The 12241-nt window shown below is 63.4% G+C and carries 8 protein-coding genes; 2 read left to right on the plus strand and 6 right to left on the minus strand.

From position 1 onward, the window contains the following. Positions 1-146: 146 nt before the first annotated feature. From HX811_RS29645 to pilG, 6 genes are all read right to left on the minus strand, one after another. On the minus strand, positions 147-602 hold the full coding sequence (locus HX811_RS29645; protein WP_003213725.1) for a chemotaxis protein CheW: 456 nt from the start codon (positions 600-602) through the stop codon (positions 147-149). Beyond that, positions 595-6435, minus strand: a complete 5841-nt coding sequence (locus tag HX811_RS29650; RefSeq protein WP_177048540.1) for an Hpt domain-containing protein — start codon at positions 6433-6435, stop codon at positions 595-597. The genes HX811_RS29645 and HX811_RS29650 overlap by 8 nt, the downstream gene beginning before the upstream one ends. Before the next feature lie 198 nt (positions 6436-6633). Then, positions 6634-8685: a methyl-accepting chemotaxis protein gene (locus HX811_RS29655; RefSeq protein WP_003213729.1), complete on the minus strand. Its 2052-nt coding sequence runs from the start codon at positions 8683-8685 to the stop codon at positions 6634-6636. After that, positions 8682-9206, minus strand: coding sequence for a chemotaxis protein CheW (locus HX811_RS29660; RefSeq protein WP_177048542.1), 525 nt, complete (start codon positions 9204-9206; stop codon positions 8682-8684). The genes HX811_RS29655 and HX811_RS29660 overlap by 4 nt, the downstream gene beginning before the upstream one ends. A 12-nt stretch (positions 9207-9218) precedes the next feature. Further along, on the minus strand, positions 9219-9584 hold the full coding sequence (pilH, locus tag HX811_RS29665) for a twitching motility response regulator PilH (RefSeq protein WP_003213734.1): 366 nt from the start codon (positions 9582-9584) through the stop codon (positions 9219-9221). 47 nt (positions 9585-9631) lie between these two features. Continuing rightward, positions 9632-10039, minus strand: a complete 408-nt coding sequence (pilG, locus tag HX811_RS29670) for a twitching motility response regulator PilG (RefSeq protein ID WP_003213736.1) — start codon at positions 10037-10039, stop codon at positions 9632-9634. A gap of 239 nt (positions 10040-10278) precedes the next feature. Between pilG and gshB the strand changes: the two genes are divergently transcribed. Then, positions 10279-11232: a glutathione synthase gene (gshB, locus tag HX811_RS29675; RefSeq protein WP_003213738.1), complete on the plus strand. Its 954-nt coding sequence runs from the start codon at positions 10279-10281 to the stop codon at positions 11230-11232. 77 nt (positions 11233-11309) lie between these two features. Beyond that, entirely contained in the window at positions 11310-12209 is a 900-nt protein-coding gene (locus HX811_RS29680) for an energy transducer TonB (protein WP_003213740.1), read from the plus strand. Positions 12210-12241: the final 32 nt, after the last annotated feature.

The raw sequence follows: 12241 nt of genomic DNA on the forward strand, positions 1-12241 counted from the left end.
GTTCCCACGCTCTGCGTGGGAACGCATCCCGTGACGCTCCGCGTCACCACAGCGCGAGACTTGAGCCTTGCATCGCCAGTTGGACGCAGAGCGTCCGAGGCTGCATTCCCACGCGGAGCGTGGGAACGATCATCAACATGTGTAGCTCAGGCCAATCCGGCCTCCACCAACAACGCCTCCAATCCCATCAAGTCCGGCACCCTGGCCACATGCTCCCCCACCTGCACCGCCGCCAACTCCAGCGGGCACAACGGCACGTCCACATAACTCAACTGGCTATCGAGCTTGTACGAACGCGGAATCCCCTGGATCACCAACGCAATAAACTTCAACGTCGGCCGTCCTCCGAGGGTGTTCAACACCACAATCCGCGCCCGCTCTCCCACCACGCCCGACTCGCCACACGCGGCCTCAAAGCTGATCAACGGCAACTGCCGATCCCGCCAGGTAACCTGCCGCAAATACCACGGCGGCGCATCACTGGCCGGTTCGCCGCGCTGGAAGTCGATCAGCTCGGCCACGGCGACGTTGGGCAACAACAGGTGACGGTCGGCCAATGGCAGCAGCAAGCCGGTGAGTTGAGTTGCGCGGTGATCAAGCACGGGACTTGCTCCAGTAAGCGATGCTTTCCAGCAGCACCGACTCTTGATAAGGCTTGCCGAGGTAGTCGTTGACGCCAATCGCCATCGCACGATCACGGTGTTTTTGCCCGGTGCGGGAGGTGATCATGATGATGGGCATGCGCATCAGCCGCGGGTCGTCGCGCACCTGGATGGCCACTTCGAAGCCGTCCATGCGCGGCATTTCGATGTCGAGCAGCATCAGGTCCGGGGTGTGCTCTTCCAGCACGGCCATGGCGTCGATGCCGTCCTTGGCGGTGAGCACGTTCATGCCGTTGCGCTCCAGCAGGCGGCTGGTGACTTTGCGCACGGTGACCGAGTCGTCCACCACCAGCACCAGCAGCGGGCGCTTTTTCAGCGGGTCGTTGAGGATCAACGGAGCGTCCGCCGCCTGGGCCGGCAACGCCGGTGGCCGGGCGCGGATATGCGCCATCAGGTCGATGATCAGCACCACGCGGCCATCGCCAAGGATGGTTGCGCCAGACACCCCCTTCACCCCGGCAAACTGCGGCCCCAGGCCCTTGACCACGATCTCCCGGGTGCCGGCCATGGCGTCCACTTGCACCGCCACGCGCCGTTCGTTGCATTGCACCAGCAGCACCGGCAGCGGCTGGTACTGGCCCAGCAGGTTCGGGCGGCCGACGGTGTGCAGCAGGTCGCCGAGGTAGAACAGTTCATAGCGTTGGCCGGCGTATTCGTAGCGCGGCGGGTCCTGCTGATAGTGCCCTTCCAGCTCATGGGGCATGACCCGCACCAGCCCTTCGATGGTGTTCAGCGGGATCGCGTATTGATCGTCGGCACACTGCACCATCATCGCCCGGTTGACCGACACGGTGAACGGCAGGCGAATGCGAAAGTGCACGCCCTCTCCCGGCGTCGAGTCGATGACCATCGAGCCGCCCAGCTGGCGCACTTCTTCATGCACCACGTCCATGCCCACGCCACGCCCGGAAATCTGGGTGATTTTTTCGGCAGTGGAAAACCCCGGTTGCAGGATGAACTGCAACACGTCGCGGTCGCTGATTTCCAGGTTGGGGTCGAGCAAGCCACGCTTGATCGCCTTGCGCCGCACGGCTTCAAGCGGCACGCCGGCGCCGTCGTCGCGCATGTCGAAAACGATGTCGCCGCCTTCGTGGGTCAGGTCCAGGGTGATGCGGCCTTTCTCGGGTTTACCGGCCAGCAATCGTGCATCGCGGGATTCCAGGCCGTGGTCGACGGCGTTGCGCAGCATGTGTTCCAGCGGCGCGACCATGCGCTCCAGCACGTTGCGGTCCATCTCGCCTTCGGCATTGCCGACGATAAATTCCACGTCCTTGCCCAGCTCGCCCGCCACCTGCCGCACGATGCGTTTAAGCCGTGGCAGCATGCGTTCGAAGGGCACCATGCGCGTGCGCATCAGGCCTTCCTGCAACTCGGTGTTGATGCGCGCCTGTTGCTGCAGCAGGTTGTGGGCATCCTGGTTGCGGCGGTCGAGGGTTTCCTTGAGGTCGAGCAGGTCGGAAGCCGATTCGAACAGGGCCCGGGACAGTTGTTGCAACTGGGAATGGCGGTCCATTTCCAGCGGGTCGAATTCTTCGTAGCCCAGGCGTTCGGCCTCGGCCTGCTGGCGGCTGAGGATGCGGCCCTGGGTCTCGGTGTCGAGGCGGCGCAGTTGATCGCGCATACGCTCGATGGTGGTTTCCACCTCGTTGAGGGCGATGCTCGCATCGTTGACCTGCTGCTCGATACGCCCACGGAAGATCGAAGTTTCACCCGCCAGGTTGACCAGGTCATCCAGCAAGTCGGCAGAGATCTTCACCATGTCGGCGGCCGGGTCGCTGGCCGGCACCGCCTCGGTTTTGGTTGCCGTCAACGCCAGCGGTGCGTCCGTCACTTCAGCCGGACGCACCAGGCTCTTGATGCGCTCGATCAGCAGGTCCACCGAGCCCACCGGCATTCCCGCCGCCACCGCATCGATCATCTGCGCCAGGCGGTCGTGGCAGCCTTGCAGCAAGGCGAACAGCTCCGCCGAGGGCGCCAGCAAACCTGCCGACAAGCCCTCATAGAGAAACTCCAGCTCATGGGCCAGGTCGCCAATCGGGCCGATCTCGACCATGCGAGCGCCGCCCTTGAGGGTGTGCAGGTCGCGCAGCAGTGTCTCGACTTCCTGGCGATTTTTCGGCTCGGCCTGCCAGCGCAACAGCGCGGCGCCGGAGCTGTCGAGGATGTCGGCGGCCTCTTCGAGAAAGATATCCAGCAGCTCGGGATCACTGCCCGGCGTCTCGACTTCGGCGGCCGCTGCGGGCGCCGCTTGTCCGGTGCCTTGGCGCAACTCACGCAAGTGGCTGATCAGGTCGGAGGAGTCGCTCAACGGTTGCTGGTGTTGCAGTTGCTCAAGCAACAGCGCCAGCCGCTCATGACTGGCCATCAACACATTGGCCAGCTCGCTGGAATAGCTGTAGCGACGGTCCACCAAACCTTCGTAAAGGTTTTCCAGCTCAAGGGCCAGGTCGCCCACCGCGCCGATTTCAGCCATGCGCGCGCCACCCTTGAGGGTGTGCAAATCCCGCTGCAACGATGACAGCGGCGCTGCGTTATCCGGGTCCAGCAGCCAACGCTTCAAGGACTGGCCGGCGCTGTCGAGGATGTCCACCGCTTCCTCAAGGAAGATCTCGACGATCTCGTCATCCACCGCGAAGCTCTGGTCGAGCTTCGCCGTAGCGGCGCCCAGCTCGGAGATGCTCAGCGCGCGGCTGCCATCGGTCTTGATCAAGCCGGTGGCGGACGGGTCGAGGCCTTCATCCAGCAGCTCGCGCAGGGCGCGTACCCGGGCCGGCGCCGCGCTGATTTCCTGGCCGGCGGCCAGTTGGTCGAGCATGTTGATCAGGGCTTCGTGGGCCTGTTCGGCCTCGTGGAAGAAGCGCTCGCTGACCGCCAGGCTGCTTTCTTCCACTGCGCCGTAGAGGTCGAGCAAGGCTTCGCACAATTCGTCCATCGGGTGCAGGTCGGCGAGGTTCGCGCCTTCGCCGAGGGTGGTCAGTTCGTCCAGCAGCGCGCTCAGTTCCTGGCGTTCGCCGGGGTGCTGTTGCCAGCGGCGCAGCAGGCTTTCGGCGTCCAGCAGGATGTCCATGCCCTGGGCCAGGAAGTTGGCGATCAACTGCGGGTCGCGCTTGATCCGCAGGCCGGTGTTGGGCGCATTCAGCAAGGCTTCAAGCTGGCTGTTCAGCAGGTTTTGCGTGCGCTCGATCAGCCCTGCTGCACCATTGATGGCCGCGTGAGGGTCACTGTCCAGCTGGCGCACGCCGCGCTGGAACAACGCCTCGGCCTCCAGCAGCAATTCGATTTCATCCAGGTCCAGCGGCAGGCGGTGGGCCTTGTATTCGCGGGTCAGGTGATCCAGCGGGCGCGCCAGTTCGGCGATGGGCAACACACCGGCCATATAGGCGCTGCCTTTGAGGGTGTGCAGTGCGCGTTGCAGTTCATCACTGACTTGCAGCGGCAGGTGCTCGGTGGCCTGTTGCAGGAAGTGGTTGAGGCTGTCGAGGTGGCTCTGGGCTTCGTTGCGGAAGATTTCCAGCAACTGCGGGTCCAGGGCGGCCGGGTCTGTGGACGACGGTTCGACACGGCTGGCCAGGGCGTGCGCCCGCGCCGCCAGTTCGTCTACGTCATCGCGCTGGCGCTGGGCATCGTCGGCAAAATCGGTGATCAGTTCCGGCAGCAATTCCAACACGTCATCCAGCACTGCTTGCACATCCGGGCCCGGCGCGACGCTGCGCTCCAGCACGCGGTTGAGCAGGTTTTCCACGGCCCAGGCCAGCTCTGCCAACACCAGGGCGCGCACCATGCGGCCACTGCCTTTCAAGGTGTGGAAGGCGCGGCGCATTTCGCTCAGGGTGGCCTTGTCTTCCAGGCTGGCGGTGCCGGCAGGCACATAGCGATGCAGCACGTCGAGAACTTCGGCGGTTTCTTCGAGGAAGACTTCCCGCAGTTCATCATCGATGGCTTCTTCACCGGCGGGCGGCGGCAGCAGGCTGCCGGGACGCTGGAGTGCCGGCGGGTTGAGGCGCGAGGTGGGGCTGGCCAACGCATCGGCGAGGAACGGGGTTTGCTCCGTGGGCGTATCACCCTGCTCAAGCAGTGCCTGGCGCCAGGGTTTTTCGGCCGGCAAATAGCCCAGCGCGGCCAGGCCTTCAGCGGCGACTTCCAGCACCCGTTCGCCCGGGGCGTCGTGGTCCTGGAGCATGCGTTCCAGGTAGTACTCAAGGCTGGTGAGCACATCGGCAAAATGCTCAAGCTGCGCCTCGGAAGGCGCGGCGTCGCCGACCATCAGTTGCTCGTTGACGTAGTCATTGCAGCCACGCATCAGGCTCGCCGCACGGGGCAGCGGAATCATCGCCAGCGCGCCGCGCACCTGGGTCAGCAACTCGGGCAGCGACTCCAGGCGCTGGCGGTCCCAGTGAGCCTCGATGCAGTCGATCACCAGCTCTTTGGCCTGTGTCAGGCACTGGCAGGATTCGCGGATCACCAGGCGGTGGATCTGCGTCAGGTCGGTGGTAGGCAGGCGGCTTTCTTCGCGGCGCTCCGGCTCGACAGTGCCGACCATCCCGGCCAGCGTGGCCTCGACGTAGAGCAACGCACCGGCAACGTCCATCAATACCGCATCGTTGGGTTCGCGCTGCCCCTGGGCCAGGCCGAGTACCACCGCCAGTTGGTCGATGATCACTTTGCGCGGCTGGCCGAAGCCCAATACGGCGAGGGTATCGGCGATCTGCCGCAGCGGCGCCAGCAACGCCTCAAGGTCCGAGGCGTGCTGACGGTCGCTGCGTACGAACAGGTCCAGGCGTTCCTTGACCCGCACCAGCTCCTCGCACAACGCGCCGAGCACCGAGCCCATCGCGTCGCGGTCCGGGCCGGCCAGGCGGGCGCGTTCGGCGTCCACCACGGCGCTGTCGGGCAAAGCTTCATCGAGGCCATATCGTTCTTTCAAACTTTGCATCCGTGGAGTCGGTCGGGTGACTTTGGCGACGTAGAACAACAGGCTCTTGAGCAGCTCATCCGGGGCCGGGGTGTTGATGCCGTTGATGCCCTGGATCAGCAGGCGCTTGAGTTGCTTGTCGCAGGCCTTGAGCAAACTGCGCAACGCCGGGCTGTTGGCAACCACGCCAATGAGCATGCCTTCCACCAGCGCCGAGGTGACCTGCCACAACGGTAACAGCGGCGCACCATGGCACAGGGCTTCGAGGCGGGCGAAGACCCGCGCCATGTCTTCCAGGTTGCTGGGGCCGTGGTCTTCGCGCAGCAAACCGACCAGCGCCTGTTGCAGCATCTGCCGCCACTGGCGCAGCAGTTCGGGGAAATCCTCTGGCGTGCGCTGGGCCAGGGCGTCTTCGGGCAGCGGCGGGATCACCAGCAGTTGCGGGCTGAACAGGCTGGTTTCCGAGAGCAGGCTTTCGCCGCGCACGCTGCGCAGGTCGTTGAGCAGCGGCAGCACCACCAGGGGCAGGTCGCGCCGGGCGCTGTGTACGCGGTCGAGGTACAGCGGCAGTTGGCCAAGGCCCTGTTGCAGCAGGCGAATGCCTTCGTCGCGCTGGCTGACGCGCGCGCCTTGCAGGGCGAGGGCCAGTTGTTCCATTTCTTCAGCGAACAGGGCCGCGCCGTAGAACTCGACCATCAACAGGCTGCCATGCACCTGATGGATGCATTCCAGGCACTGGCCGATGGCCTCGCTGCTGCTTTCTTCAACATAGGCGTCCAGCGCCGAACGGGCCTGTTTCAGGGTTTCGGCAATTTCGCCCTTGACCCATTCGAGGGCCACGTAGTCGTGCCGATCAACCATAACCGCTCCCGTCTGAATTCATGAGTTGCTGGTAGTGCTGGGTCATGCGTACACCGATCTCAAAACAAAGGAGATCAACTGTGGGAGCGGGCTTGCTCGCGAATGCGGTGGGTCAGACAAAGCGTCGGCGACTGACACACCGCATTCGCGAGCAAGCCCGCTCCCACATTTGCTTTTCGGTGTTTTCGAGGGCGCATTTCACTCATCCACCCGCTTCGCCGCCGGCAAGGTGAACCCCGACACCGACCGCCGCAACTGACTGGCCATTTTTGCCAGGTTGCCGATGCTCTCGGCAGTGGCCGTAGAGCCTGACGAAGTCTGAGTGGTGATCTGCTGGATCACGTTCATCGTCAGGGAAATCTGCCCCGCCGACGACGTCTGCTGCTGCGCCGCGTTGGAGATACTCTGGATCAGCGCCGCCAGGGTTTTCGACACGCCTTCGATCTCTTCCAGCGCCACCCCGGCGTCCTGGGCCAGCCGCGCACCGCGCACCACTTCGGTGGTGGTCTGCTCCATGGAAATCACGGCTTCGTTGGTGTCCGTCTGGATCGCCCGCACCAGGGTTTCGATCTGTCGGGTCGCCGCCGAAGAGCGCTCAGCCAGGCGCTGTACCTCATCGGCCACCACCGCAAAACCACGCCCGGCATCACCGGCCATGCTCGCCTGGATCGCGGCGTTGAGCGCGAGGATGTTGGTCTGCTCGGCGATGTCATCAATCAGGCTGACGATGTCGCCAATTTCCTGGGACGATTCCCCCAGGCGCTTGATGCGCTTGGCGGTGTCCTGGATCTGTTCGCGGATGTTGTCCATGCCGTGGATGGTGTTGTGCACCACCTCGTTGCCCTTGTTGGCAATCTCTACCGAACGCTCGGCCACTGCCGAAGATTCGGCGGCGTTGGCCGACACCTGGTCGATGGACTGGGCCATCTGGTTGATCGCCGTGGACGCTTCGGCAATCTGCTGTGCCTGATGCTCCGACGCTTGGGCCAGGTGCATGGCGGTGGCCTGGGTGTCCTGCACCGCACCAGCCACCTGGCCGGCAGTGAGGTTGATGGTGGCCACCAGGTCGCGCAGTTGGTCCACGGAATAGTTGATGGAGTCGGCAATGGTGCCGGTGAAGTCTTCGGTGACCGAGGCGGTGACGGTCAGGTCGCCGTCGGCCAGGTCTTCAATCTCATCCAGCAGGCGCATGATCGCGTTCTGGTTGCGCTCGTTCTTCTCGGCGGTTTCCCGCAACTGGCGGTTGGTCTCGCGGACCATCACCAGGCCGATCAGGATGATCGAGGCCAGCGCCAGCAAGCCCAGCACGTAGCCGCCGATGGTGTCGAAAGTGCGCCCGTCCGCCAGGTTTTCAAAGCCGGTGGCCAGGTGCGAGGCTTCGTCCAGCAGGGTTTGCGACAGGTTGAAGATATTGCTCGCCGAGGCGCGCACCTGGAACAGCTGCGGCGAGGTCTCGAGGATTTCGTCCACGGAACCGGAGACGAATTCGAACAGCTCGGAAATCTCCGCCAACCGGGCGCGGGCGTCGTGGTCTTCAACCTGGGTGATGCGCAGCCCGGGATTGCCGTTGAGCATGCCACTGAGCACCACGCCGAAACGGCTGGCATCGCGGCCAAAGGCATCGGCGGCCTGCACGGCAGTCTCGTCCCCCGCCAGCACGGTGTTTACCGCCCCCAGGATGCGTTCGGCCAGCAATGACTGGCGCTGGGCCAACGCTACCTGGCTGGCCGGTGCGCCGCGTTGCAGCAGAATATCGACAACCTTTTCCGACTCCATCTGCAACTGCGGAACGGTTTCCGCCAGGGTCGCGGCCACTTGATGCAGCGACAGCACCGTTTGCTCGCTGGCCAGAATCGCATCGGCGTTTTTCAGCAGCGCTTCCCAGTCGGTCTGCACGGCGCGCATTTCTGCACGCACGGCGGTGGGTGCAGCGGGCAGGCCGGTGGCCGGGTCGCCTTTTTTCAGGTAACCCCAGCGCTGGGCAAAATCGTTGCGTGCATCCCCCAGCAGCTTGAACGCCGCCGCCTTGCCGGCGGCAGCCTCGGTGGCGTTCTTGGCGATGCGCTGGGACAGCACCCGCAGCTCACCGGCGTGGCCGATGTACTGTTTGTCGTAGGTAGACTGGGTGTTGAGGTACGCGAAGTTGGCGAACAGCAGCATGATGAACACGATCAGCGCGATAAACAGCACGATGATCTGCGAGCGGCTGCGGGAGGCTTCCTGGGGTTTGACCGGGGTGACGGTACTCATGCGGCGACATCCATGAAACCTGGAGCCTGGGCCAGGGCGAAGGGGCTGAAGACCTGCCACAGCTGGTCGCCGTCGAACTGGCCCTGGATAAACGGCGCGCCGCCTGCGGTGCTCGTCGACAACGCGTCTTGTGCGAAATGCTGCATGCCCACCACCTCGTCCACCAACAGGCCGACAAACACGTCCTGATACTCCACCACCAGCACCCGCCGTTGTTTGCGCGCCACCGACAGCTCAAGGCCAAGGAAACCGCCCAGGTCCATCACCGGCAGCAAGCGCCCCCGCAGGTTGGCCACGCCCTTGATCCACGGCTTGACCCCGGGCATCAAGGTACAGCGCGGTTCGTGCAGCACTTCCGCCACCTCACCCATGGGCGCCACGTACCAGCGTTCGCCCAGGCGAAACCCGATCCCGCTCCAGCTGAGCAACCGGGTTTCCTGGGACGGCAGGTCGGCAGCCAGCAAGCGGCAGCGGCGGTCGATGTCCAGCAGCAGCTCGAAGGCGGTTTGCGACTCGGTCATGGGAACGTGCCGTCAGCCGGCCAGCACCTTGTTCAGGGTGGCGATCAGGGTTTCTTCGTCCACCGGCTTGGTCAGGTAATCCTTGGCGCCCTGGCGCTCGCCCCAGATCTTGTCGGTTTCCTGATCCTTGGTGGTGATGATGATCACCGGGATGTGGCTGGTCTCGGCATCTTTGGTCAACTGACGGGTGGCCTGGAAGCCATTGAGGCCCGGCATCACGATATCCATCAGCACCGCATCCGGCTTTTCCTGACGGGCCAGCGCAACGCCATCGCCGCCGTTCTGGGCCTTGAGGACGGTGTGACCGTGCTTTTCGAGCATTTCGGTCAGTTTGTACATTTCAGTCGGCGAATCGTCGACGATCAGAACACGTGCCATGGTTTTCCCCACTTATCTAGTAGACGCAAGCCCTCGTGGGGCCCCCGTCAGTGTGCTTGTTCTACTGCGGCGAAGCCCGGTACATAGGCCTTGATCGCGCTCAGCAGTTCTTCCTTGCTGAAAGGCTTGGTCAAAAACTGATCAGAGCCGACGATGCGCCCCTTGGCCTTGTCGAACAGACCATCCTTGGAGGACAGCATGATTACCGGGATCGACTTGAACGCCGGGTTGTTCTTCACCAGCGCGCAGGTCTGATAGCCATCCAGGCGCGGCATCATGATGTCGACAAAGATAATGTGCGGGTGATGGTCAACAATCTTGGCCAGGGCATCGAAACCGTCGATGGCCGTGATGACGTCGCACCCTACGTTCTTCAACAGTGTTTCGGCCGTGCGGCGAATCGTTTTCGAATCGTCGATCACCATCACTTTCAAGGCGTTGGAATGCTGTTCCATATCTGCTCTACCATCGCCACAGCGAATAGGTTTTCGGTGTGTACTGCCTGATGTTGCACAGGACGAGCGCCAAAAGCCTCGGAATTCAAGGGCTGATGTGCCATGGCAGCCTTTTTAGCACAGTCTCAGAACGCAATCTATCGGCCGACCCGCGTGGTGGTTTTTCCTTGACCCACAACAGCCGCAGCGCCACTCTGACGCCACTTTTATGCGCCCTTATTTGCTAGAGGAAATCCCCCATGAGCGTTCGCGTCGGCATTGTCATGGACCCTATCGCCAGCATTTCCTATAAAAAGGACAGCTCGCTGGCCATGCTGCTGGCCGCCCAGGCCCGCGGCTGGAGCCTGTTCTATATGGAGCAGCCGGACCTTTACCAGGGCGACGGTGAAGCGCGGGCGCGGATGCGTCCCCTGCAGGTGTTTGCCAACCCCGAGAAGTGGTTCGAGCTGCAAGACGAAATCGACAGCCCCCTGAGCGACCTCGACGTGATCCTGATGCGCAAGGATCCGCCGTTCGACATGGAGTTCGTCTACTCCACCTACCTGCTGGAGCAGGCCGAGCGCGCGGGCGTGCTGATCGTCAACAAGCCCCAGAGCCTGCGCGACTGCAATGAAAAGCTGTTCGCCACGCTGTTCCCGCAGTGCACGCCGCCGACCGTGGTCAGCCGCCGCGCCGATGTGCTGCGTGAATTCGCCGCCAAGCACGGCGATGTGATCCTCAAGCCGCTGGACGGCATGGGCGGTACCTCGATCTTCCGCCACCGTGCCGGCGACCCGAACCTGTCGGTGATCCTGGAGACCCTGACTGCGCTGGGCACCCAGCAGATCATGGGCCAGGCCTACATTCCGGCGATCAAGGACGGCGACAAGCGCATCCTGATGATCGACGGCGAGCCGGTGCCTTACTGCCTGGCGCGCATTCCGGCCGCCGGCGAGACCCGCGGCAACCTGGCCGCCGGTGGCCGGGGTGAAGCCCGCCCGCTGACGGACAAGGATCGCTGGATTGCAGCCCAAGTCGGCCCGACCCTGCGCGAAAAAGGCCTGCTGTTCGTAGGACTGGACGTAATCGGCGAGAACCTCACCGAAATCAACGTCACCAGCCCGACCTGTATTCGCGAGATCGACAACGCATTTGGCACGAACATCGGCGAAATGCTGATGGCTGCGATTGCCGCCAAGCTACAAGCCAAGTGACATAGAACAGCCGGACACAAACCAACATTGCGTTATCATGCGCCACCTGTGAAACGCGCGATGTTGGTTTTCTTGTCATGACGCTCCCGTCCGATCTGCCCCCCGAACTCTCCCACAGCGGCGTGCGCCCGGCTGATCGGCTCGGATTTACCCTGTTTCTGGCGGCGTTGATTCACCTGGCGCTGATCCTCGGCCTGGGCTTCACCTTTGCCGAACCCAAGCAGATCACCAAGACCCTGGAAATCACCCTCGCCACGTTCAAAAGCGAAAAGAAGCCCGAAAAGGCCGACTTTCTCGCCCAGGACAATCAGCAAGGCAGCGGCACCCTCGACAAGAAGGCCGTGCCCAAGACCACTGAAGTCGCGCCATTCCAGGACAACAAGGTCAATAAGGTCACGCCACCGCCGGCGCCCAAGCCGGAGGTGAAACAGGCCGCACCCAAGGCGGCGGTCACCACCGTGGCGCCCAAGCCGCAAAAAGCCCCGACCCAGCGCGAAAAGGCCAAGACCGAACCCACGCCTGCCCCGCCGGCCCCTACTTTTGACAGCTCGCAACTCTCCAGTGAGATCTCCAGCCTGGAAGCCGAACTGGCCCACGAACAACAGCTGTACGCCAAGCGCCCGCGGATCTACCGCCTCAACGCCGCCTCCACCATGCGCGACAAAGGCGCCTGGTATAAGGATGAGTGGCGCAAGAAGGTCGAGCGCATCGGCAACCTGAACTACCCGGACGAAGCCCGTCGCCAGCAGATCTACGGCAATTTGCGACTGCTGGTGTCGATCAACCGCGACGGCACCTTGTACGAGGTGCAGGTGCTGGAGTCCTCCGGCCAACCGCTGCTGGACCAGGCGGCGCAACGCATCGTGCGCCTGGCGGCGCCTTTTGCGCCGTTTACCGGAGACCTGAACGACATCGATCGCCTGGAAATCATTCGCACCTGGCGCTTTGCCAAGGGTGATCGGCTGTCGAGCAATTGATGCTGGCGGTGATTTCCTGCGCATCCTCAGCT

The sequence above is a fragment of the Pseudomonas sp. F8002 genome (assembly GCF_013385495.1).
GTDB lineage: Bacteria > Pseudomonadota > Gammaproteobacteria > Pseudomonadales > Pseudomonadaceae > Aquipseudomonas.